At 60.9% G+C, this 23514-nt stretch carries 22 protein-coding genes; 13 read left to right on the top strand and 9 right to left on the bottom strand.

Translation table 11 applies throughout. From position 1 onward, the window contains the following. Positions 1–70: 70 nt before the first annotated feature. Genes ACA053_RS19625 through qhpG form a run of 4 tightly spaced genes read left to right on the top strand, consistent with a single transcriptional unit; the run spans position 71 to position 5646 of the window. A complete protein-coding gene (locus ACA053_RS19625; protein WP_497393468.1) occupies positions 71–1975 on the top strand; it encodes a sigma-54-dependent Fis family transcriptional regulator in 1905 nt (634 codons plus the stop codon). After that, positions 1975–3693: an ABC transporter ATP-binding protein gene (locus tag ACA053_RS19620; protein WP_497393467.1), complete on the top strand. Its 1719-nt coding sequence runs from the start codon at positions 1975–1977 to the stop codon at positions 3691–3693. Before ACA053_RS19625 ends, ACA053_RS19620 begins: the two co-directional genes overlap by 1 nt. Next, positions 3683–4360 (top strand): subtilisin-like serine protease QhpE, encoded by a 678-nt coding sequence (qhpE, locus tag ACA053_RS19615; protein WP_497393465.1) that lies wholly within the window; start codon positions 3683–3685, stop codon positions 4358–4360. Before ACA053_RS19620 ends, qhpE begins: the two co-directional genes overlap by 11 nt. After that, the gene (gene qhpG / locus ACA053_RS19610; RefSeq protein ID WP_497393464.1) at positions 4357–5646 is read left to right on the top strand and encodes a flavin-dependent monooxygenase QhpG; all 1290 of its coding nucleotides are present in this window, start codon (positions 4357–4359) and stop codon (positions 5644–5646) included. The genes qhpE and qhpG overlap by 4 nt, the downstream gene beginning before the upstream one ends. Before the next feature lie 139 nt (positions 5647–5785). On the opposite strand, the gene ACA053_RS19605 is transcribed toward qhpG, so the two are convergent. Then, positions 5786–7276 (bottom strand): aldehyde dehydrogenase family protein, encoded by a 1491-nt coding sequence (locus tag ACA053_RS19605; protein WP_497312665.1) that lies wholly within the window; start codon positions 7274–7276, stop codon positions 5786–5788. 273 nt (positions 7277–7549) lie between these two features. Here ACA053_RS19605 and ACA053_RS19600 point away from each other — a divergent pair, with 273 nt between their 5' ends. Beyond that, positions 7550–7804, top strand: a complete 255-nt coding sequence (locus ACA053_RS19600) for a DUF1652 domain-containing protein (RefSeq protein WP_497329561.1) — start codon at positions 7550–7552, stop codon at positions 7802–7804. Positions 7805–7849: 45 nt separating this feature from the next. Here the strand turns inward: ACA053_RS19600 and ACA053_RS19595 are convergent, their stop codons facing one another. Continuing rightward, positions 7850–8206, bottom strand: a complete 357-nt coding sequence (locus ACA053_RS19595) for a hypothetical protein (protein WP_497393463.1) — start codon at positions 8204–8206, stop codon at positions 7850–7852. A 345-nt stretch (positions 8207–8551) separates the two neighbouring features. On the opposite strand from ACA053_RS19595, the gene peaA reads away from it, so the two are divergent. The 4 genes from peaA (at position 8552) to peaD (ending at position 13113) form a co-directional block, all read left to right on the top strand. Further along, complete coding sequence (gene peaA, locus ACA053_RS19590; protein WP_497393462.1) at positions 8552–10132, top strand: quinohemoprotein amine dehydrogenase subunit alpha; 1581 nt, start codon at positions 8552–8554, stop codon at positions 10130–10132. A gap of 81 nt (positions 10133–10213) precedes the next feature. Next, positions 10214–11644: a quinohemoprotein amine dehydrogenase maturation protein gene (peaB, locus tag ACA053_RS19585; protein WP_497393461.1), complete on the top strand. Its 1431-nt coding sequence runs from the start codon at positions 10214–10216 to the stop codon at positions 11642–11644. 1 nt (position 11645) lies between these two features. After that, on the top strand, positions 11646–11969 hold the full coding sequence (gene qhpC, locus ACA053_RS19580) for a quinohemoprotein amine dehydrogenase subunit gamma (protein ID WP_008027961.1): 324 nt from the start codon (positions 11646–11648) through the stop codon (positions 11967–11969). Between the two features lie 25 nt (positions 11970–11994). Then, the gene (gene peaD / locus ACA053_RS19575; protein ID WP_497393459.1) at positions 11995–13113 is read left to right on the top strand and encodes a quinohemoprotein amine dehydrogenase subunit beta; all 1119 of its coding nucleotides are present in this window, start codon (positions 11995–11997) and stop codon (positions 13111–13113) included. Positions 13114–13251: 138 nt separating this feature from the next. On the opposite strand, the gene ACA053_RS19570 is transcribed toward peaD, so the two are convergent. Both ACA053_RS19570 and ACA053_RS19565 read right to left on the bottom strand, forming a co-directional pair. Further along, positions 13252–13653, bottom strand: a complete 402-nt coding sequence (locus ACA053_RS19570; protein WP_497393458.1) for a lysozyme inhibitor LprI family protein — start codon at positions 13651–13653, stop codon at positions 13252–13254. Between the two features lie 51 nt (positions 13654–13704). Beyond that, positions 13705–14625, bottom strand: coding sequence for an ADP-ribosylglycohydrolase family protein (locus ACA053_RS19565; protein ID WP_497393457.1), 921 nt, complete (start codon positions 14623–14625; stop codon positions 13705–13707). A gap of 199 nt (positions 14626–14824) precedes the next feature. Between ACA053_RS19565 and ACA053_RS19560 the strand changes: the two genes are divergently transcribed. Beyond that, positions 14825–15313 (top strand): SRPBCC family protein, encoded by a 489-nt coding sequence (locus tag ACA053_RS19560; protein WP_497312653.1) that lies wholly within the window; start codon positions 14825–14827, stop codon positions 15311–15313. Positions 15314–15320: 7 nt separating this feature from the next. Next, positions 15321–16121: an aminoglycoside phosphotransferase family protein gene (locus tag ACA053_RS19555; RefSeq protein WP_497393456.1), complete on the top strand. Its 801-nt coding sequence runs from the start codon at positions 15321–15323 to the stop codon at positions 16119–16121. Positions 16122–16589: 468 nt separating this feature from the next. Here the strand turns inward: ACA053_RS19555 and inhA are convergent, their stop codons facing one another. Continuing rightward, complete coding sequence (inhA, locus tag ACA053_RS19550) at positions 16590–17267, bottom strand: isonitrile hydratase (protein ID WP_497393455.1); 678 nt, start codon at positions 17265–17267, stop codon at positions 16590–16592. Positions 17268–17357: 90 nt separating this feature from the next. Here inhA and ACA053_RS19545 point away from each other — a divergent pair, with 90 nt between their 5' ends. After that, positions 17358–18341, top strand: coding sequence for a GlxA family transcriptional regulator (locus tag ACA053_RS19545; protein ID WP_497393454.1), 984 nt, complete (start codon positions 17358–17360; stop codon positions 18339–18341). Here the strand turns inward: ACA053_RS19545 and ACA053_RS19540 are convergent. The 4 genes from ACA053_RS19540 to ACA053_RS19525 form a co-directional block, all read right to left on the bottom strand. Further along, positions 18310–19212, bottom strand: a complete 903-nt coding sequence (locus tag ACA053_RS19540; protein WP_497393453.1) for an alpha/beta fold hydrolase — start codon at positions 19210–19212, stop codon at positions 18310–18312. The genes ACA053_RS19545 and ACA053_RS19540 overlap by 32 nt on opposite strands. Before the next feature lie 60 nt (positions 19213–19272). After that, entirely contained in the window at positions 19273–19662 is a 390-nt protein-coding gene (locus tag ACA053_RS19535; protein ID WP_109633431.1) for a hypothetical protein, read from the bottom strand. A gap of 181 nt (positions 19663–19843) precedes the next feature. After that, positions 19844–21670 (bottom strand): glycoside hydrolase family 15 protein, encoded by a 1827-nt coding sequence (locus ACA053_RS19530; RefSeq protein WP_497393452.1) that lies wholly within the window; start codon positions 21668–21670, stop codon positions 19844–19846. Then, positions 21663–22451 (bottom strand): glucose 1-dehydrogenase, encoded by a 789-nt coding sequence (locus ACA053_RS19525; protein WP_109633427.1) that lies wholly within the window; start codon positions 22449–22451, stop codon positions 21663–21665. The genes ACA053_RS19530 and ACA053_RS19525 overlap by 8 nt, the downstream gene beginning before the upstream one ends. 261 nt (positions 22452–22712) lie before the next feature. Here ACA053_RS19525 and ACA053_RS19520 point away from each other — a divergent pair, with 261 nt between their 5' ends. Then, on the top strand, positions 22713–23447 hold the full coding sequence (locus ACA053_RS19520) for a thioesterase II family protein (RefSeq protein ID WP_497393451.1): 735 nt from the start codon (positions 22713–22715) through the stop codon (positions 23445–23447). Positions 23448–23514 lie beyond the last annotated feature (67 nt).

Below are 23514 nucleotides of genomic sequence, written 5' to 3'. Positions count from 1 at the left end.
CGTTAACGTAAAGATTGCGGCAGGGCGCTGATCTTGAATAAGCGCAAAGCGGACCGATCCGGAGCGCTTGATGACGCTAATAAAAACAACTCCTCCCACGCTTCACCGCGAAGCCCGGCTCGCCCGGGAAAAACTCCATCTCGAGGGCGAAGTCCCCGATGGCGTGCTGCGGGCCGAAATCGATGCGTCGTGGCGGCGCAGTCTCAGCCATGGCGTGCATTTCAACGCCAAGCACGAACTGGCGCTGGAATCGAGTGCCAGCCTCGACCTGCTGTTGGCGAGCAATCGGCTGTTGATCGACGCCGCATTGCCGGCGATCGATTACCTCGCCGAGCGCCAAGGCAAGGAAGGCCTGATCATCCTCGCCAACTCCGATGCCACCATCCTGGCTGTCGAAGGTCGCGCCGATCGCCTCAAGGGCAGCGGCCTGCAAGACATCACCCTCGGCGCCTGCTGGAGCGAAGCAGCTCGCGGCACCAACGCACTGGGCACCGCACTCGTCGAAGCGCGACCGACGATGATCGATTGCGGCGAACATTACCTCGACCGTCTCAGCGATTTCTCCTGCACGTCGGTGCCGATCCATTGCCCGCAAGGCGACATTCTCGGCGTTCTCGACCTGACCCGCGAAGGCCCGCTCGGCCGCGTGCATGACAGCACCGCGTTGCTGGCCATGGCCGTCAGACAGATCGAAAGCCGCGTGTTCAACGCCAGTTATCCGGACGAAATCGTCCTGGCCTTCCACAGCCGTCGGCAATACCTCGAATCCCCTTGGCAGGGCCTGCTGGCAGTGAGCCTCGGCGGGCAGATCCTCGCGGTCAGCGCCCAGGCCTGTCAGTTGCTGCGTGCCGAGCGTTCGGCGCTGGTCGGTCGACGCTGCGAAGAGTTTCTGGGTGTCGACGGCCTGCAATTGCTGTCGCGTCTGCATCAAGGTGGCGTCGGTAGTTTGCAGACCGCCAAAGGCGAATTCTTCTACAAAACCCTGCGTGCGCCGCAACGTTCGATCAATGTCAGCACGCCGCCGCGCACCACCGCCAAAACCGCCAAACCACAGCCGGATCTCGAATCCCTTGCCGGCAGCAACGTCCGTTACGCCCGGGCCTTGCGCATGGCTCGCCAAGGGCTGGCCAATGAATTGCCTGTGTTGCTGCTCGGTGAAACCGGCACCGGTAAAGAAGTCATCGCCCGCGCACTGCACATGGCCGGAACCCGCTGTGACAAGCCCTTCGTTGCGGTGAATTGCGCGGCGATCCCCGAAGGCCTGATCGAGTCGGAACTGTTCGGCTACCGCGAAGGCGCCTTCACCGGCTCCCGTCGTGGCGGCATGATCGGTCGCCTGCAACAGGCCCACGGTGGCACCTTGTTTCTCGATGAAATCGGCGATATGCCACTGGCCTTGCAGGCGCGTTTGTTGCGCGTATTACAGGACCGCAAAGTCGCGCCACTGGGTGCCGGCGAGGAACAAGACATCGACGTTGCACTGATCTGCGCCACCCACCGCGACCTCAAACGCCTGGTTGAAGAAAAGCACTTTCGCGAAGATCTTTTCTACCGGGTCAACGGCATCAGCGTGATGCTCCCGGCCCTGCGCGAGCGTGAGGATTTCAGCGGTTTGGTCGCTCGTCTGCTGGCCAAACTTGATGCCCCGGCGATGGTCCTTCATGACGACTTGAGTCGCTTGCTTGACGGCTATCACTGGCCGGGCAACATCCGCCAACTGGAAATGGTCCTGCGTACCGCGCTGGCCATGCGCGAACCCGGTGACACGGTGCTCACCCTCGACCACTTGCCCGACAGCATGCTCGACGAACTGACCGCCACCGAACGCCCGGCATCAGGCAGCATTCGCGAAAACGAACTGGAGCTGATCCGCCAGTCCCTGGACAGCCATCACGGCAACGTCTCGGCCGCCGCCGACGCCTTGGGCATCAGCCGCGCGACCCTGTATCGCAAGCTCAAACAGTTGCGCTCGTGATGCAGCGCTTGATCGTTCGGCTGATCGACAGCCAGAACCCCGAAACCCTGCAAGCGGCGTTGCGTTGGCTCTACAGCTTTGTTCGCCCGCATCGACTGGCGATTGCCGGGCTGCTCGGTTTGTCGGTCTGCGCCTCGTCGCTAGTGCTGGTGCAACCGTGGCTGACCAAGCTGCTGATCGACGATGGCTTGCTGGCCAAAAACTTTCCGATGCTGGTGCTAATTGCCGGGTTGATGATTCTCGCCGGGCTGCTTGGCACGGCGCTGTCGGGGATCAATCGCTACCTGCACACGCGACTGTCCGGGCGGATTCTGTTCTCGCTGCGCGATGACCTTTATCGCCATCTGCAAACCCTGTCGCCGAGTTTTTACGGGCAGCGGCGCATCGGTGATCTGATGTCGCGCCTCGATGGCGACGTCGCGGAGATCCAGCGCTTCGCTGTGGACTCGCTGTTCTCGGCGGTATCGAGTGTGGTTGGCCTGGTGGTTGCGGTGGCGATGCTGCTGACCCTGTCGTGGAAACTCTCGCTGCTGGCGCTGGTGCTGATTCCCCTCGACATACTTTGGCTGCGCTGGATGCGGCGCAAGGTCGAGCGCGATGTGCGGCAGTTGCGCGAGCGCTCGGCGGACATGTCCTCGTTCATGGTCGAGACTTTGCCGGTGATGAAATTCATCCAGTCGGCCGGCCAGCAACAACGTGAGTCGCGTCGGCTGGAGTCGCTCGGTCAAGGCTACATGAGCCAGTTGCTGCGCCTGCAAGTCACCGAGTTTTTCACCCAGGCCGTGCCCGGCACACTGACGTCATTGTCCCGGGCCTGTGCGTTTTTGATTGGCGGTTATTGGGTGGTGCAGGGGACCTGGCAACTGGGCGCGCTGATTGCGTTTTCCACGTACCTGGGGATGGCGGTCGGGCCGGTTCAGAGTCTGCTCGGGCTCTATGTCGCGATTCAGCGGATGACCGTCAGCCTCGGTCGGGTCATGGAATTGCGTGGTGAAGAACCGACGGTGCTGACACCGGTTGAACCCAAACCGATGCCGACCTCCGGCGAGTTGCGATTTGACGACGTGCACTTCAGCCATCCCGGTCGCCCGACGACCTTGCGCGGCATCGAAGCGCGAATCCCTTATGGTTTGAAAGTCGCCCTGAGCGGTGGCTCCGGCGTTGGTAAATCAACGCTCATCGATCTGCTGCAACGCCACCACGATCCGCAATCGGGCCGTGTGTTGTTGGGGGAGGTCGACCTGCGAGAACTGGACCTGTTCCAACTGCGTCGGCGGATTGCCGTGGTCAGTCAGGACATCGTGCTGTTTCGCGGCAGCCTGGCAGACAACCTCGCCTACGCGGTGCCGGACGCCAGTCGTGAAGCGATTGCCGAAGTCGCGCGACTGGCACAACTGGACAGCTTGATCGAGTCGTTGCCCGAAGGTCTCGATAGCCCGCTGGGCGAACGCGGCCAGCAGCTCTCCGGCGGGCAGAAACAGCGCATCGCCATCGCTCGCGCGCTGTTGCAGGATCCGCTGATTCTGGTGCTGGACGAAGCCACTTCGGCGGTGGATGAAGCCACCGAGCGCGAAGTCATCGAAGCCATCGACCGTCTGTTTGCCGGGCGTACGCGAATCCTGATCAGCCATCGACCTTCCACGCTGGCCGATGCTGATTTGCGCTTTGAATTGCTCGACGGCGTGCTCACTTCAAAAACGGTGCTGCATGAAGCCTGAGTTGCGGATTGGCGTGGTCGACAGTGGACATTCGGCGGCGCAACGGGTGCAAGTGGTTGCGGGACGACGCTTCTCGCTGCTGGAGGATGGCCTGGCCGAAAGCGACTTGCGCGATGACCCGCTGGGCCACGGCAGCGCGGTGATCGAGGCCATCGGCCGCCGGGCGCCTTCGGCAGTGTTTTGCGTGGGCCAGGTGTTTGACCAGCGTGGCGTCACCAGCGCCTTGCAGATCGCTACCGCGATTGACTGGCTGGTGGCGCAGGACGTTCGGCTGATCAATTTGAGCCTTGGATTACGCCAGGATCGAAGCCTGTTGCGCGAAGCCTGCGCGGCAGCGGTGGCGCGGGGCATTTTGCTGTGTGCCTCCAGCCCGGCACAGGGCGAGGGCGTGTTTCCGGCGAATTATCCGCAGGTGCTGCGCGTCACCGGCGATGCGCGTTGCGCCGAGCATGAATGGTCGTGGCTCAACAGTGCCCAGGCCGATTTTGCGGCGTGCGTGCATGGGACCTATCCGGGACAGTCGGGCGCGAGTCTCGGGTGCGCGGCGTTGAGCGGGCACATTGCGGGTTTCCTGGTCGCACACCCTGACGCGAGCAACGAACAGATCATCGAGTGGCTGCGCGAGAACGCCCGGTATCGCGGCCCTGAACGGCGCTTCGGCGCATGATTCTGGTTCTTGGCGCCGGTCCCGCCGGGGCGGCGGTCGCCCTGGGTTTGCGGCGGCTCGGTTATGCCGTGACCCTGGTCAGCGAGTGGCGCCGGTTTGCGGCGTTGGAAGGCGTTTCGGTTCGGGTGTTGGAGGCGTTGCGCGGTGCGGGTCTGCATCAGGCGTTGGCGGATGCGGCGTTGCCTTCCCAGCGGCAGGTGTCGTGGAACGGTCAGCAACATGCACAAAACATCGAGTTTCTGTTGGACCGTCCGAGCTTTGATCGAGGCTTGCGCGAGGACCTGCGACTGGCGGGCGTCGAGTTGGTCGAAGGTCGGGTGCTGAGCGTTCAGACCTCGGCGGAGGGACATCGGGTCGAGATTGAAGGGCGCGAGGCGCTGCATGCGAATTTTCTGGTGGAGGCCCGTGGACGTCAGGTCCCCGCGCTCGGCAAAGGCCTGCGCGGGCCGGAGACGGTCAGCCTGCTCAATCGCTGGCAAGGCACGCCGGGCAGCACCGCCAGCGCGGTGGAAAGCCTTGAGGACGGTTGGGCCTGGATGGCGCGACGGGCCGACGGCCAGTGCTACTGGCAATGGACGGTGGACGTGGCCAGCGCCGAGTTGCCGGGCAAGGCGCAGTTGCTGGATTACTGTCGCGCGCGACGTCAGGGCTCGGCGTTGGCGCGTGAATTTTTCGGTGCGGGGCCTGAGCTCGATCTTCAGCTGCATGCGCGCAGCAGCACGGCGATTTTGAGTCCACAGGTGTGCGGCGATCACTGGATTCGGGTGGGCGATGCCGCGATGGCGGTGGATCCGCTGTCGGGCAATGGCATTTTTCAGTCGCTGTCTTCAGGGTTGCAGGCGCCCACGGTGATCAACACGTTGTTGCGTAAGCCAGAACGGGCGGCGCTGGCACAACGGTTTCATCAGCAGCGGGTGGAGCAGCTGTTTTTGCGCTTTGCGCGGATTGGCCGGGATTTTTATGCCGATGAGCAGCGGTGGTTGGCGCAGCCGTTCTGGCAGGCGCGGCGGCAGTGGCCGGATGCTGAAGTGGCCCATGCCGAGGCGGATTTTGCGGCGTTGAGGATTGAGCGGGCGCCGGTGTTGAAAGATGGGTTTGTGGATGAGGCCGAGGTGGTGATCACGGCGGATCAGCCGCTGGGGATCTGGCATGTGCAAGGGGTTGAGCTGGCGCCGTTGGTACGGCGATTGCGGTCCGAACCGGCCGAGCAGGCGTTGGCGGGGTTGACGGTGGAGCAGGGGCGGGTGGTTCGGGGTTGGTTGTTGTCCCAGGGCTTCAAGCCCTGAGATTTAGGTTGCATGGACTGGCCCTATCGCGGGCAAGCCCGCTCCCACAGGGTTTTGTGGTGAAGCTGCAATCTCTGGCATCACACAAATCACTGTGGGAGCGGGCTTGCCCGCGATAGGGCCCGTGAGGACGCCGCAATTACAACTTAATCAACACCGACTTTAACTCGGTGTAATGCTCAATCGCCGCATACCCCATCTCACGCCCGACCCCGGACATCTTGTACCCGCCAAACGGCAGCGCCGGATCGAGCGCGCTGTGGCAGTTGACCCACACCGACCCCGACTTGATCCGCGGAATCATCCGGTGCACCGCCGCCAGGTCGTTCGACCAGATACTCGCCCCCAGCCCGTAAGGACTGTCATTGGCCATGCGCAACGCATCGGCTTCATCATCGAATGGAATCGCCACCAGCACCGGGCCGAAGATCTCTTCCTGCACCAGCGAGTGCTTCTGGTCGACATCGACAATCACCGTCGGCTTGACGAAGAACCCCGGCCCGAATTGCTCACCGCCGCAGGCGATGGTCGCGCCACTTTCCCGACCCTTCTCGATGTAACCGTAAACCCGTTCCTGTTGCCGCGCCGAGATCAGCGGCCCCATCTCGACACTCGGGTCCAGCCCGTTGCCGAGCTTCATGGCGTTGGCGATGTCGGCGATGTCCGCCACCACATTGTCGAAATGTTTGCGCTGTACATACAGCCTGGAACCTGCGCAGCACACTTGACCCTGATTGAAGAAGATCGCGCTGGCGGCCCCGGCTGCGGCGGATTTCAGGTCGGCGTCGGCCATGACGATGGTCGGCGATTTGCCGCCCAGTTCAAGGGTGACCCGGGTCATGGACTCCATGGCGATCTTGCCGATCTGCTTGCCCACGGCGGTGGAGCCGGTGAAGGTCAGCTTGTCCACCAGCGGGTTGTGGGTCAGCGCCGAGCCAGCGGTGATGCCGGTGCCAGTAACGACGTTGAACACACCCTCGGGATAACCGGCTTCCAGCACCAGCTCGGCGAGTTTCAGGGCGGTCAGCGGGGTTTCGTCGGCGGGTTTGAGCACCACGGTGCAACCGGTGGCCAGGGCCGGGCCGAGTTTCCAGCAGGCCAGCAGCAGCGGGAAGTTCCAGGCGACGATGGCGCCGACCACGCCCACCGCTTCGCGGCGAATGAAACTGTGGAACTGATCGTTGGGCATCAGCGGCAACGACACTTCAACGCTGGAACCTTCGATCTTGGTCGCCCAACCGGCCATGTAGCGCAGGAAGTCGATGGACAGCTGCACGTCCATCACCTGGGCCACGGCCGCGCTTTTGCCGTTGTTCAGGCATTCCAGTTGCGCCAGCAGTTCGGCGTCGCGTTGCATCAGGTCGGCGAGTTTCCACAACAGGTTCTGCCGCTCCCGTGGGCGGGTGCGGGTCCAGGCGGAATCATCGAATGCCTGACGTGCAGCGAGCACGGCGCGGTCGACATCCTCGGGCGTGGCCCTTGGCACCACGCACAGCACTTCGCCGGTTGCAGGATTGTGCAGGGACATGGTCTGGCCGTCGGCGGCCTCGACCCAGTCACCACCGATGAGCATGCGCGGGGCGCGCTGGATGAAGGCGGAGGTGGCGGGAAGCAAATAAGGGAGGGGCATGGCGAGACCTCTTGTTGTTCGTGAGAACGAGGCTTTCGCAATGGCTGTGCCAAGTGCCAGGAAAGGCAGGGACGCCCTTGGTCGGCGGGGTTTTGGGGGCTCATGGGAGCAGCGGACACTGAGGGGGCTGTTGCAAATTGCGACAACTATGAGACGACGAGCGACCTGTTGCGACCTTGAGACACCCACTTTAGGGGACTAGAATTTTCTAGCTCGGTGGATGAAGCGATGGTCCGTTCATCCGGCCAACCATCTGGCGTAAGGGAGGTAACGATGTTCCTTTCAACCCTGGAAATTCAAAGCATCATTGAACACAAAATGCTGCCCGCGGTCTGCACGTGCATCATGGAGGCAGACCAATCCCTGACGATCCGGGTCTGTGACTGCATGACAGGAAAAGTGGATCTGATCGCCACTAACGTCCCCGTATGGAACTTGAACAGTCCCCATGACATTGCTGTACTTGTGGCGGATATTCAGCAAAAAATCGAGGCTCATAAAAGCATTTCCTCGACATTGGCCAGTTGAGCCGGCGTCCCCCGCAACACGCAAGTGCTGCGGGGAAATGGCGGATCAGGAATGAATCTTCCGCGAAATCTCTTCGAACGTGTCGCCATCTACGGCAGCCAACAGCTTTTTGTCATCATTGAGCGTCGCCAGAAAGGTCACTTCGGTTTCCTTGCCGGCCAACATGAAACCCGCAATCGCGCCGATAGGCCCCAGGAACATCGCGCCCGCCACGCCGAAGCCGATGGCGTCCTTGATGTTGTTGATCGATTCCTGGTTAGCGACTTCCACGCGCTTGAACGATGAGAGCGGGAGGGTGATGCCGGGCCACGGGTGAAGCGACGTTCTAAGGGTAAAAACGCCGTCTCTGTACTCTCCATCACCCTGCAGAAAGTCCCCCGCCAGGACAGTGATGCTTGCCATTGTGTTATCCCCTGACTGGCAATCGGTGAACCATCATTTCGCACCCGCTGACGGAGGCCGTCAATCGTCGGGCGATGAACTGTGCCGGTCGGGCCATCTATGCTTGTCTCAGGTTGCAACACCTGTCGCGATATTAGACGCCGACGGACTCGTACAGGCGCGATTCGAAGGTCTTGTCTTCACGTAACTGATTGATAAAAAAGGCTATCGGCAAGCTGGCACGCTCCGTGTATTGCTCATCGCAGACGTTTCTCTTGCCTCCGTCAGCGGTGCGCCGCCGGCGGCAGAAACCATAAAAACGATAAGCCACAAAAATAAGAAAGCACCGTGCGAGGTTCGACGTTGATGAAGAGAAGACTCCGATCAGGCCTGAGCGCCAGTCTGCTGGCCGTGGCCGCATGTGTGGCGCTGCATTCGCCCGACAGCCTGGCAGCCCGCGACGCCCAGACCATCCTCAAGGAAACCTGCCAGGGTTGTCACACCCCCGAAGCCGACAATGCCCTGAGCCGCATCAGCCACCAGCGCAAAACCCCGGAAGGCTGGCTGATGAGCATCGCCCGGATGCAGGTCATGCACGGTTTGCAGATCAGCGATGACGACCGCCGCACCCTGGTCAAATACCTGGCCGACACTCAAGGCCTGGCGCCGAGCGAAACCGACGGCGTTCGCTATGCGCTGGAGCGCCGACTTAATACTGTCGAGAAGTTCGACGATCAGACCAGCCAGATGTGCGGCCGCTGCCACTCCGGTGCGCGGGTCGCCCTGCAACGGCGTCCGGCCCAGGAATGGGAACGCCTGGTGAACTTCCACCTCGGCCAATGGCCGTCCTTGGAATACCAGGCCCTGTCCCGCGACCGTGACTGGTTCGACCTGGCCCGAAAAGACATGGTGCCGCTGTTGGCCAAGCGTTATCCGCTGGACAACCCGGCCTGGAAAAAATGGCTGAGCACCGCGCCGAAAGCCGAAGCGCTGGTGGGTGACTGGAGCTTCAGCGGCCACTTGCCGGGCAAGGGTGAATTGGCCGGCATGATGAGCGTCACGGCCGATGGCAGTGACACGTTCAAGGTCAGCGTCAAAGGCCAATACGCCGACGGCAGCCCGTTCAATGGCGATGGCAGCGCGATTCTCTATACCGGTTACGAATGGCGCGGCAACGTGACCATTGACGGCGTGATCATGCGCCAGGTGTTCGCCGCCCAAGGCAACGCGATGCAGGGCAGGATGTTCGAGGCCGAGCATGACGAACGTGGTCTGGACTTCGTCGCCGCCAAGCAGGGCAGCAGCCGTTTGCTGGCGGTGCAGCCGGGTTATCTGAAGGCGGGTGCCGAGACGGAAATCACCTTGATCGGCAGTGGTCTCACCGGTAAGCCGAATTTCGGCAAAGGCGTGAAAGTGGTCGACGTCATCGAGCAAAGTCCTGAGCGTATGCGCGTCAAGCTCAAGGCCGCCGCCAACGCCCAACCGGGTCTGCGCAACGTCACCGTCGGCACGTTGAAAGGCCCGACCCTGTCGGTCTACAGCAAGATCAACCAAGTCAAAGTCGTGCCCGAATTCTCGGTGGCGCGGATCGGCGATGGCGGTGGTTCGACGCCGAAAGTCCAGGGCCGTTTCGATGCCGAAGCCTGGGGCAAGGGGGCTGATGGCAAGCCGTATCGCATCGGTGTGTTCCCGGCGCAGTGGTCGGTCGAAGCCTTTGACGATCGCGCCAAGGAAGACGAAGACGTCAAGTTCGCCGGCACCATGCAGGCCGACAGTGGCGTGTTCACACCGGGCGATGCCGGGCCGAACCCGCAACGCAAGATGTCCACCAACAATGCCGGCAACCTCAAGGTGATTGCCGCCGTCGACGATGCAGGGAAATCCCTGACCGGCGAGGGCCACATGATCGTCACCGTGCAACGCTGGAACAATCCACCTATTCCATGAGTTGGCTGAAACCACAGGCTTCGGACACTTTTTCGGAATGACCGCAGGCCCCGTCAAACGGGGTTTGCACAGGAGGTTGCAATGGGCGCTATTTTGAATCTGGTTGAGCGGAACCTGCACGAAGTGCACGTCGATGCCGACCGCATGCTGTTTCACATCCCTAGCAGTTCGCTGTTCGCCAGCGATGAACTGACGGGCACCATCATCGATACCTTGCGCGGTCCCGGCTGTTCGTCGGATGACCTGATCCAGCGTTTGGCTTCGCGTTTCAACGGCGAGGAAATCACCGAGACCCTGCGCGAGTTGATGTCCCTGGAACTGGTCAGCGACGGCTCGCCGCTGACCCCGGACATCGGCACCAAACGGGTCGAGCGCACCGCGATCGACACCGTGGTGCTCAACGTCAACACCGGCTGCAATCTGAGCTGCACCTACTGCTACAAGGAAGACCTCGACAAGCCCTCGGCGGGCAAGAAGATGGATGTCGAAACGGCGATTGCCTCGGTGGAAATGCTGCTGCGCGAATCGCCGGATGAAGAGCGTTTCACCGTGGTGTTTTTCGGTGGAGAGCCGCTGAGCAATCGCAAGCTGATCGAGTACATGGTCGATTATTGCGAGAAGCGTTTCCGCGAGGCCGGCAAGTTCGTCGAATTCGTCATGACCACCAATGCCACGCTGCTCACCGAAGAGACCGTGGACTACCTGAATGCCCACCGTTTCGGCCTGTCAGTCAGTATCGACGGACCGAAAACCGTGCACGACCGCAACCGCATCACCGTGGGCGGGCAGGGCACGTATGACGTGGTGCGGCGCAAGGCCGAGATGCTGCTGTCGCGCTACAACAGCCGTCCGGTGGGCGCCCGGGTCACGTTGACGACGGGCGTGACCGATGTGGAAACCATCTGGGACCACCTGTTCAACGAACTGGGTTTTGCCGAAGTCGGGTTTGCCCCGGTGACCTCCGGCGACATCAGCACCTTCAACCTGTCCAGCGACGAACTGATCGAAGTCTTCGCCAGCATGAAGAGGCTGGGTCGTCGTTATCTGGAAGCCGCGCTGGAGCACCGCAACATCGGTTTTTCCAACCTGCACCAGTTGATCACCGACATCCACGAAGGCCACAAAAAAGCCCTGCCTTGCGGCGCGGGCCTGAAGATGCTGGCGGTGGATCACAAGGGTGAGCTGAACCTGTGCCATCGCTTTACCGGTTCATCACTGCCGACCTTCGGCAACGTCCACAGCGGTGTGAAACAGGTCGAGTTGAACGACTTCCTGTCCCAGCGCCTGGACCGTACCAACACCGGTTGCGAGGACTGCCAGATCCGCAATCTGTGCTCCGGCGGTTGCTACCACGAGAGCTACGCCCGTTACGGCGACCCGACCCACCCGACCTATCACTACTGCGAACTGATGCGTGACTGGGTCGACTTCGGCATCGAGGTCTACACCCGGATCATGGCCCACAACCCTGCGTTTATCAGCAGCTACATCACTCCGCGCAAGGCTCACTGATATGAAACATCTCAAGGCAATCAATAATAAAGCGTTGAAACTCGATGAGGCCGCGGCCGAAAACCGTATCGAAGAAGTGGTGGCGATGAGCTCTGTTGCGGGCTGCGCCTCGACCACCGACCCGGGTTGGGAGATCGATGCGTTTGGCGGGGTGTCGTCGCTGTGCCAGCCGATGGAAGCCGACCTTTATGGCTGCTCCGACCCTTGCTGGTGGCCGGCCCAGGTGCCCGACATGATGAGCACCTACCCGGACTGGAACAAGGATGCCCAGGCGTCCAACGACAACTGGCGCAACCTTGGCACTGTCTTCCCTAAAGACAAGTGATCGGACAGAGAAGAAGGATTCCAGCATGCCTAGCATCAAAGCCTGCGGCCTGGCCGCGTTCGCCGTCCTGAGCACCTCTGCGCTCACTGTTCTGGCCGATGAAAACACCGCATTACAAGCCGGTCACGAGTACATGGTGACCACCAATTATCCGAACAACCTGCACGTCATCGACCTGGCCACCGACACGGTGCTCAAGACCTGCAAGATGCCGGACGCTTTCGGCCCTGGCACCGTTCAGCTGTCGCCGGATCGCAAGACCGCTTACGTGCTGAACAATCACTACGCCGATGTCTATGGCGTCGAACTCGACAGCTGCAAGCAGGTGTTCCACGCCAGCATCACCCAGAAACCGGGGGAGAAAGCCAAGTCGATGTTCGCCTTCACCCTCAGCCACGATGGCAAGGAACTGTTCGCCATCGCCAACCCGACATTGATGCTCAATGACCGCTACGAAGTGCAACAGCCTCGGCTCGACGTGTACACCACCGACGCCGGCCTGGACGCCAAACCCGTGCGCAGTTTCCCGGCGCCACGGCAGCTGACCATCATGCAGAGCGGTGACGACGGCGCGCTGTATGTGGCGGGGGCGGATGTCTACAAGGTCGATGTGAAGACCGGCAAGTTCGACGTGCTGATTCCCAGTCGCCACTGGAAACGGGTGAACTACAGCGCGCCGGACGTGCTTTACGTGTGGAACCAGCAGACCTATCGCCACGACTTCTCGCTGCTTTACACCACGGCGAAATTCAAGGACAAAAAGCAGGACCCCGCAACGGCCGAATACCTGTACGGACTGTTCAGCATCGACCTGAAAACCGGCAAGACCGAAACCACCGACTTTGGTCCGCTGACGGAAATCTACTTCAGTGGCATGCGCTCGCCCAAGGATCCGAACCTGATGTTTGGCGTGCTCAACCGACTGGCGAAGTACGACATCAAGGAGAAGAAAATGCTGCAGGCGGCGACGCTGGATCATTCTTACTACTGCATTTCCTTCAACAAGGACGGCAGCAAGATCTATCTGGCCGGGACGTTCAATGATGTGGCGATTTTTGATCCGGAGAGCATGAAGCAGATTGGCAACATCAAATTGCCGGGTGGGGATATGGCGATCACCACTGCGCAGATATTTGTCCGGTAATTGCGGCGGCTGATCTGCCGCCGTCGCGGGCAAGCCCGCTCCCACAGGGTTCAATGGTGTTCACACAATAGTGTTCACACTGAAGATCCACTGTGGGAGCGGGCTTGCCCGCGAAGAGGCCCTCACAGGCGCTAGAGATTAAGCCCCAGGCACCGGGCAACTCATATCCCCTTCCTGACACTTCAGATAATTCTTGAAAGTCTCCACCCGCGCCTTGGTCAACTCCGTTACGCAGTTGCTGTAGATCAGCGGATAAACACTCCCGCCTTCCACCGCAGACGCCGAGAACTTGCACTCGGCATCCCGAAACGCAATCCACGAACGCTGCGCCCCGAGTAGCAGCTTTTTGCTGTCCGGGTTGCTCTTCAAGCGATTGGTGATCTGCTGGTAAAGCGCATTCAACTCCTTATCCGCCGTCTTGTGCTGCTGCGCTGCGCACTGGTTCATCGTGGCCTGGTCGGTGGCGTTGTCGCAGTCCGCGGCGTGGGCAACGGTGGTGAACAGCAAAGGTGCCAGCGCCAGGAGGAAGCGTGGGTTCATGAGAAGCTCGCTGTGACAGGGGAAATGGAGGTGCAGTGTAGCGAAGCGGTGTCAGCTTTCGACAGGCGCGCGTGAGGTCGTGAGCAGATTGTCCGCGTATGCCTCAATTTCTTCACGCATGTGCAGCTTTGCCAGCCAGCTTTCGGGAATGCCCCCCACACCATAATGAGCCCCGGCCAACTGGCCGGCGATCGCGGCGGTGGTGTCAGCATCGTCGCCCAGGTTCGCGGCCTCCAGGATGCAGGCTTCAAAGCTGTCGGTATGGTGGAAGCACCATAAAGCCGCTTCCAGTGACGCAACACAGTAACCACTGCCGCGGATATTGCTTTTGCGTTTGCCAAGATAGTCGCCTCGGGCGATGGCCTCGATCTTGGGTTCCAGAAATGTTGTCTCTGGTACGTTGCGCAGGTTGTACTTGGACTCACCCAACAGCGCCTTGCAGATCAACTCGGCAAACAACTGACAGCATTCAACGGCTTCCGGCGCGGCATGGGTCGTCAGTGAACTGTTCGCCGAAAGTGCCCTGACTTGGTCGCGATCCGGGAAGTAATACAGCACCACCGACACCAGCCTCATCAACGAGCCGTTGCCGGCGGTGTAAGGATCGCTGGAGCCAGCGAAAGGGTCGCCGGTTTGCTGAAAACGCGTCAGGGCGTCACGCACGGTCATGCCAATGTCGAAGCATTCGCCGGTCGAGCTCATGTAACCCCATTGCCACCAATTGAGGTAGCGGCCCATCTGGTCCGCCGCATCGAACGCCTTTTTTGTCAGCAGGCTTTCGGCCAGGCAAAGCGCCATTGAGGTGTCATCGGTCCATTGCCCTGGCTTCAGATTGAAGGGGCCGCCGCCGACCATGTCGGTTAACGGTTTGAACGAGCCGCGGGGCTGGAATTCGACAGTGGTGCCAACGGCATCGCCGCACGCCAGGCCCAGCAGGGCTCCGCGATAACGTTCCGTGAGTGAGGGCTGCATGAATCTTCCTTGCCTGGTCAATGTCGTCCCTGCAAACGGTAGCAGTTCCAGAAGGTTGGCTCTCGTTCCCAAACCAGAACTTATGGTCAGAAATGCAGCCGAATATTTCAGACATGCTTGATAACAACTCCCCATTGATACAACTTTAGGGTTGGTCTTGTGGTCTTACAGGCCTACTGTTCAGTACAGGAGGTGACTTATGAACCCAGCATCAGATCGCATCGAAAGGAAAATCCTGCTCAGAGTGCCGCGCTCGCACGTCTGGCGTGTGGTGGCCAATGCCGAAGCCTTCGGGCAGTGGTTTGGCGTGGCGCTGGAAGGCAAGCGCTTTGTCGCCGGTGAATGGACGCAAGGGCAGATTACTTACCCAGGTTATGAGCACTTGCTGTGGAATGTGTTGGTAGAGCGGGTCGAGCCGGAGCGGGTATTTTCGTTTCGCTGGCATCCGTATGCGATTGAGCCCGATATCGATTACTCCCAGGAGCCCACCACGCTGGTGAAATTCGAGCTCGAAGACATGGATGAAGGCACCTTGTTGAAGGTCACCGAGTCCGGTTTTGATCACATCCCGCAAGCGCGCAGGCTCAAGGCATTCCGCATGGACAGCCGTGGCTGGGATGAGCAGATGAACAATATCGAAGAGTTTCTGAAAACCAGCGCCAAGGCTCGCGAGCGTCAGTCAGAGTAAACGTTGCATGTTTGAACCTTGGTTGAAACGCTGGGCCCTGGTGCCGGACGGCGAACCGATCATCACGCCCGGCAGTCGTTTGCTGCCGGTACGGATGGGTGATTCACCGGCCATGTTGAAAGTCGCCATCGATGCCGAGGAAAAGTTCGGCAATCTGCTGATGAGCTGGTGGGGCGGCGAGGGCGCCGCGCTGGTTTACGCCCATCACAGCGAAGCCTTGGTGCTTGAACGTGCCGAGGGTGAGCGATCGCTGATGCGCATGGCGCTCAACGGCCAGGATGACGAAGCCAGCCGGATCCTGTGTGCGGCATTGGCTCGTTTGCATGCTCCGCGTCCATCACCACCACCGCCGCTGATTCCCTTGTCTTCATGGTTCGCTTCATTGCGCCTGGCGGCCGAGCAGCAGGGCGGCACTTATTTGTTCAGCCTGATAACCGCCGAAGCGTTGCTCGCCGCACCGCAGGACGTGGTGGTTTTGCACGGTGATATGCACCACGACAACGTTCTGGATTTCGGCCCGCGAGGCTGGCTGGCCATCGATCCAAAGCGGGTGATGGGCGAGCGCGGGTTCGACTACGCCAACCTGATCTGCAATCCCGAATTGCCGACGGCGACTGATCCACAACGCTTCCAAAGACAAATCGAGGTCGTAGCCGAAGCCGCGGGGCTTGAACGTCGCCGGCTGCTGCAATGGGTGTTGGCGTTTGCGGGATTGTCGGCGGCATGGTTTCTTGAGGATAACGATGACGTTGCAGCACAAGGTCAGCTGCAGGCCGCTGAACTCGCGGCTTCCATGCTGGATGCCTGACGCGTCTAAGGGTTTTCGGAAGGGCGGGTATAGCGAATGTCTTACACGCGATGGTAGCTATGTCGTCTGTTGCACATTGGATCCGATGCGTAATCTAGCCTCATCAACTGAAGCACAGGAAGTGCTCCAGGATCATGGATGATCGACCATTAGCAAGGATTCGCTACCGACAGGGAGTCGATATGGTCTTGGGAAAACCCGCTTCGGCGGGTTTTTTTTCGTCTGCTGAAACTGCCACTCGGTGGTGCTTTATGGCTCGAATGGTCAAAGGCTTACACTGCATAACGGGTATGTCGTCTTTTGATGCTTCATCGATGCGCTTATTCTGGATCCATCAACTGAAGCACAGGGAGTGCCTCAGGATCACGGATGATCGACCATTGGCCAGGATGGCTGCCGACAGGATGTCGAAAATGGTCTTGAGAAACCCGCTGAGGCGGGTTTTTTTTCGCCTGTCGAAACGTGCTCCTACAGCCTGGCCGCTGCCCGCTCAGTGATCTGCGCCCGTTGCTGCAATGATTGCGCTGAACGCCGATGAGCTTCTGCCAATACGCTTTGCGGCGCCGTTTCCGGGCTGCCGGAATGGAACGGCGGTGCCGGGGCGTATTCCAGTTGCAACTGCACCAGTTCAGCCGTGTCTTTATCGAACAACTCGGCGGCCAGGGTCAGGGCAAAATCGATCCCGGCGGTAATCCCGCCACCGGTCAGAAGATTGCCGTCGCGCACCACGCGATCCTTCACCGGTATCGCGCCCAAAGGTGCCAGCAGTTCGTGATAAGCCCAGTGAGTGGTCGCGCGTTTGCCCTTCAGCAGACCGGCCGCGCCGAGCACCAGCGCCCCGGTGCAAACTGACGTGACATAACGCGCGTTGGCTGCCTGAGCCTTGATGAAGGCTAATGTCTGCTCGTCCTCCATCAACGGCCCGACACCGCTGCCCCCGGGAATGCAGATCACATCCAGCGCCGGGCAATCCTCGAAAGTCGTGGTCGGCTTCAGCACCAGTCCAGTGCTTGAAGTCACCGGCACAAGGTCCTTCCAGATCAGGTGCACCTTCACTTCCGGCAGCGAAGCCAGTACGTCGTAAGGGCCGGTGAGGTCCAGTTGTTGAACCTGTGGAAACAACAGAAAACCGATCTGCAACGTCATGGTGTTTTTCTCATGGAGTGGGTGGACGGCTTCACTCTAGGCTCGTAGGATGCTGGCGCATACGCCAATCACCCCACGAATTACGCCAACATGCCGAAAGCCATTCATGTGCTTGCGTTCGCCAATGTGCAACTGCTCGATGTCACCGGGCCGTTGCAGGTGTTCGCCTCGGCGAACGACATCGCCCGTCAACACGGCTTGCCGCCGCCCTACGCGCCAACGGTGATTGCCAGCGGCGGCGGGGCGGTGATGTCGTCGGCGGGGCTGGCGCTGTTGGCCGAGCCGTTGCCCGAGCAAGGCAGCGACACCCTAATCATCGCCGGGGGCTGGGGTGTTTATGCCGCGGCCGAAGACGAGCCGCTGGTGGCGTGGGTGCGTGAACATGCGACGGCGTGTCGGCGGGTGTCATCGGTATGCACCGGAGCGTTTTTACTGGCGGCCAGTGGCTGGCTCGATGGTCGGCGGGTGGTGACTCACTGGACCCGTTGCGAGCAACTGGCGCAACAGTATCCCCGATTACGGGTCGAACCCAATCCGATATTCATCAACGACGGCCCGGTCTGGACCTCGGCCGGGGTCACGGCGGGCATCGACCTTTCGTTGGCGATGGTCGAAGAGGATCTGGGGCGCACGATGGCCTTGGAGGTCGCCCGGCAACTGGTGGTGTTCCTCAAACGCCCGGGCGGCCAGTCGCAGTTCAGCGTGACCTTGTCGCTGCAAAAGGAAGGCAGCCGGTTCGACGAACTTCATGCCTGGATCAGCGAACATCTCACCATGGACTTGGGCATTCCGACCCTCGCCTTGCAAGCCGGCATGAGCGAGCGCAGCTTCGTTCGCCATTACCGCGCCGACACCGGCCAGACGCCGGCGCGGGCCATTGAGCTGATCCGGGTCGAGACCGCGCGTCGTTTACTCAGCGACACAGGTTTGCCGATCAAACGGGTGGCGGTGCAGTGTGGGTTCGGCAGTGAAGAGACGCTTCGACGCAGTTTTCTGCGGGCCATGGGCGTGACGCCGCAAGCCTATCGCGAGCGGTTTTCCGTCAGCGCTGAAGCAGATCCAGTAATGCCTTGAGGGTCGCTTCGGGCGCTTCTTCGGGGATGTTGTGACCGATGCCCGCCAACACTCGCCGCTCATAAAACCCCGTGAAATGCTCGATGTCGTCATCGATCTCCTCTGCCGGTCCGACGCCATCGTCGGCCCCGCACAGGGAAATCGTCGGGACGCTGATCGGCGGTTGCCGGGTCAGCACTTCTTCCATCCACTCCAGCGCCGGATCGCCTGGCGTGTACATGAATCGGTGCCGATACGAGTGAATCACCACCTCGACGAAATCCGGGTTGTCGAAGACCGGTGCGCTCAGCGGATAACGCTCAGGGCCTTGGGCCCAAGTAGGTGACCACAACGTCCAGAGCAATTCGCACAAGTCCCGGCGATTTTTCGTCAGACCTTCGACGCCGCGCGGGGTGTGAAAGTAATACTGATACCAGAGGCGATGCTCGGTTTTCGGGTCCAGCGGTTCGGTGGAATGGGGGATGTTCTGCAGGTTGTAGCCATCACCCGTCACCAGGCAACGAACCCGCTCCGGCCAAAGCGCCGCCACGATGCACGCCGCCCGACCGCCCCAGTCGTAGCCGCAGAGGGCGGCTTTCGGGATGGCCAACACGTCCATCAAGTCCAACAGGTCCTGGGCGAGGGCGGCTTGTTGGCCCGAGCGCAGGGTATCGGGGTTGTTGAAAACCGTCAGACCGTAGCCGCGCAGGTAAGGGACGATGACGCGGTAGCCCTTTGCCGCGAGGGTCGGGGCGATTTCGTCGTAGCCGCGGGGGGAGTAGGGAAATCCGTGGAGGAGGATGACGGGGTCGCCGGTGGTGGGGCCGTGCACTTCGTAGGCGACCGTCAAAACCGGGGTTTTGGCGTACTGGATCAACGTTTCATTGTTCATCGGACACTCCAGAGGTGTTTTTTGAAACGAATGATGCACATCGACCAGGGCGCCGCGGTCTCAGGCTTCCACTTCCGCCACCTGATTGAAATACTTTGACCGGTCCGGCGTAAACGTCACCACCATCCTGGTTCGCGAACACGTCAACGCCCGCTCTTCATCAAGACCCACATCCAGATCTTCCCCGCGCAAACCCTGCCACTGGGCGAGGTATTTGAGCGATCCGTATTTTTCGAGTTTTTTCAGGCTGCGGCTGACGCCACCTTTCCAGCCCAGCACCGGCAGTTCGCCGGCAAGGCAGCGTTGGGCGAGCTCGGGGAAACGGATGGCGCGTTGGCGGCCGATTTCCCAGCATTTGATCAGCCCTTTGTCGTGGGCTTCCCACAATTCGTTGCGGTTCAGGCCTGAACGGAACGGGGCGTCGATGGGGCGGTGGATGCGGTGGCTCATTCTGGTTCCTTGAATTCGGGTTTTATCGGGCAGCTCCGCTGCACCCGTTGAGCGTGGATGTTAGGGGTGGATGTAACAGCTGGCAACAAACGTTTTCGAGCGGTTGGAATGAGCGGTTTCGGGTGATTGGGCAGGTTTGTTTAATGGTTGTAGGTGATAGCCCTGTATCGGCGACGTGGTCTCAAGGTTGCCAGTAATTCTTCTCCCCACTCAATTTCCGATCCAGAAAACTCGCCGCGCTTATCAGCGCCAGGTGCGTCAGGGCTTGCGGCGTGTTGCCCAGGTGCCGCGCATGGCTGTCGAATTCTTCGGCGTACAAACCCAGCGGGTTGGCGTACCTGAGCAACTGTTCAAACTCCAGATGCGCCTTTTCCACCTGACCCGCCCGGGCCAGGCATTCGACGTACCAGAACGAACACGCGGCGAAGGCGCCTTCGGTGCCGGCGAGGCCGTCGATCTGGCTATCCTCGTTGCGGTAACGGTAGACCATGCCGTCGCGGACCAGGGTTTTCTGGATCGCTTCGAGGGTCGAGAGCCATCGCGGATCCTTGGCGCTGACGAAGCGCACCAGCGGCATCAGCAGCATCGAACCGTCCAGCGCGGTGCCGCCGATGTGCTGCACGAAATGTCCGCGTTCTTCGTTCCAGAAATTGTCCCAGATGTCGGCGTAGATCGCTTGACGGGTCTGGTCCCAGCGAGCGAACGGGGCGGGCAGGGAGCGTTTGGAGGCGAGGCGAATGGCCCGGTCCAGTGCGACCCAGCACATCAGCCGCGAGTGCAGGAAGTGATGCTGCTCGCCACGCATTTCCCAGATGCCCACATCTTTTTGCTGCCAGGTTTCACAGACCTGATCCACCACTTCCACCGCGTGTTTCCAGCCCTCATGGGAGATGGCGTCGCCGTATTTGTTGACCAGGTACACCGCGTCCATCAACTCGCCGAAGATGTCGAGCTGGACCTGATCGTAAGCCTGATTGCCGATCCGTACCGGCGTCGCGCCGCCGTGGCCTGACAGGTGCGGGAGCTCGGTTTCCGGCAGTTCCTGGCGACCGTCAATGGCATAGAGGATATTGAGTTTCATCGGTTTGCCATGGCAATCGCTGACCCGCCCACGCAGCCAGCGCATGTAATCGTTGGCTTCCTGAACGAAGCCCAGGCGCATGAACGCATACACCGTGAATGAGGCGTCGCGAATCCAGGTATAGCGGTAGTCCCAATTACGTTCGCCGCCGGGCGTTTCCGGCAGGCCGAAGGTCGCCGCAGCTAGGATCGCGCCGTGTTTGCGCGAGGTCAGCAGCTTCAGGGCCAAGGCCGAGCGGTTGACCATTTCCCGCCAGCGGCCGCGGTAATTGGACTGCCCGGTCCAGTCGCGCCAGAACTTCAGCGTGCGTTCCAGGCACAAGTCGGCGGCGCCTTCGTTGAAGCGCGGGTCGTCGATGCCGCCGAGCAGGAATTCCGCGCTCTGGTCTTGTTCGAGGATAAATTCGGCCACCGCCGCGTTGCCATCAAGGCTCAACACCTGGTCTGAAGACAGGCGCAGAGCGGGCTGATCGTCCGCCTCGAACGCCACGTCCTTTCCATCCAGGCGCGCGCGGGTCTTGGCGCGTGCGTAGTCATGCCGCACGGCGCAGCGCATGTGAAACGTCGCCTGGCCGCTGACCACGCGAACCCGGCGCATCAGCACCGGCAAATCATCTTCGCTGTCGCCGATCGGCAGCAGGTCGGTGACTTCAACCACGGCGCGATCGCTGAGCCAGCGGGTTTGCAGCACGTTGGTGTCGGGCAGGTAAATCTGCTCTCGGCGCGCATCAGGCAAGTCCGGCGACAGTTGGAAAATACCGGCCTTGGGGGTGTCCAGCAGCGAGCAGAAGATCGACGGGCTGTCGAACTCCGGCCAGCAGAAAAAGTCCACGCTGCCCTTGTCATTGACCAGCGCCGCGCTGCGCATGTCGCCGATGATGCCGTGGGCGTCAATGTTGCTTTGTCGTTCGGGATGATGATCAGCCATTGCCGCGAAACTCCGGATAGAGGCTCATGCCTCCGTCGATGAACAGGGTGGTGCCGACGATGTAGTCGGAGGCATCCGAGGCGAGGAAGACCACCGCGTTGGCGACGTCCTCGACTTCACCGACCCGGCCGTAAGGAATGAGTTTGAGCAACTGTTCCTCGTTGGCATCGTGGTTGATTGCCGTGCGAATCGCCCCCGGCGCGATGCCATTAATGCGGATGCGCTGGTGGCTGACTTCCTGGGCGAGGGTTTGCATCAGCATGTCCACGCCACCCTTGGACGCGGCGTAGTTGACGTGGCCGGCCCAGGGAATGCGCTGGTGCACCGAGCTCATATGAATAATCTTGCCGGCGGCCCGGGACACGCCTTTACGGATGCCTTGCTTGTTGAAAATCCGCAGGGCGGCGCGGGCACAGAGGAACTGGCCGGTAAGGTTGACGCCGATCACCTGGTTCCAGTCGGCGAGGGTCATGTCTACCGCTGGCGCGTCTTTCTGCATGCCCGAATTGGCCACCAGAATGTCCACCGAGCCGAACGCTTCCAGGGTTTGCGCGAACAGGCGTTCGACATCGGCTTCGTTGGAGACATCGGCACCGAGGGCGAGGGCGCGACCGCCTTCAGCGTTGATCTGCCGGGCCAGTGCTTCGGCGGGCTCAGCCTGGGAATGGTAGTTGATCACCACCGCAGCCCCAGCGGCAGCCAAAGCCTTGGCAGCGCCTGCGCCAATGCCGGAACTGGCACCGGTGACGAGGGCAACTTGTTGGTCGAGGGAAATCTGCATCAGCGTTGGCGCCTTGAGTTGAGGGCTTAATCAGCTGACTGGCGGGTGCTGGCGAGAGTTCACGCCGAACCATGAAAGTTTCGTCACCTGAAATAGAGATTAACGGGGGACTTGCTTGCGATAGCGGCGTGTCAGTCAACTTGATGGTGACTGTTGCACCGCTATCGCGAGCAGGCCCGCTCCCACAGGGTCATTGGTACGGCTAATTCTGCGCGGTGCTCATCCGTTCTCTAATACAGACAACTTTTCGAGGTAAGCCCGGTGACCCAGCTGACATTGCTGTGCCTGCCCTATTCAGGCGCGAGCGCCATGGTCTACAGCCGGTGGCGGCGCAAGCTGCCGGAGTGGCTCAAGCTGCAACCGGTGGAGCTGCCTGGCCGAGGCGCGCGGTATGGCGAGCCGTTGCACACCGACATGCGGCGCCTGGCGTTGCAACTGGCGCAGGAACAAAAAGCCACGCTCAAGGCGCCGTACGCGTTGTTCGGCCATAGTCTGGGCGCGTTGCTGGCCTGTGAAATGGCCCATGCGTTTCGCTCGCTGGGTTGCCCGGAACCGGTGGCGCTGTTCGCTTCGGGCACCGCGGCGCCGACGATGCGGGCCGACTACGATCGCGGCTTCGCCGAGCCCAAGACCGATGCCGAGTTGATCGATCAACTGCGCACCCTCAATGGCACCAGCGAAGAAGTGCTGGCCAACGAGGAATTGATGAGCCTGACGCTGCCGGTGCTGCGTGCGGATTTCCTGCTGTGCGGGCGTTTCGAGCCGCAACAGCGGCCGTTGCTCAAGTGCCCGATTCACGTGCTCGGCGGCAAGGCTGACCGCGCCACCACCGAGCAGTTGATCGGCTGGAGCAAGGAAACCCACGGCAGTTTTTCCGTGGACATGCTGGCCGGCGGTCACTTCTTTATCCATGAGCACGAGGCCAAGGTGCTGCGGGTGATCAAGGATCAGCTCGATGTGCACCATCGCCGGCATGGCTTGATGGCCGTCAGCTGACAGATCTCAAGCTTCACTTAATACCTGTGGGAGCGGGCTTGCCCGCGATAGCGGTCTGTCAGTCACA

The sequence above is a fragment of the Pseudomonas sp. LBUM1672 genome, from assembly GCF_059695655.1.
The sequence above is the reverse complement of the archived record's forward strand: the minus strand, read 5'-3'. Positions and strand labels throughout refer to the sequence as shown.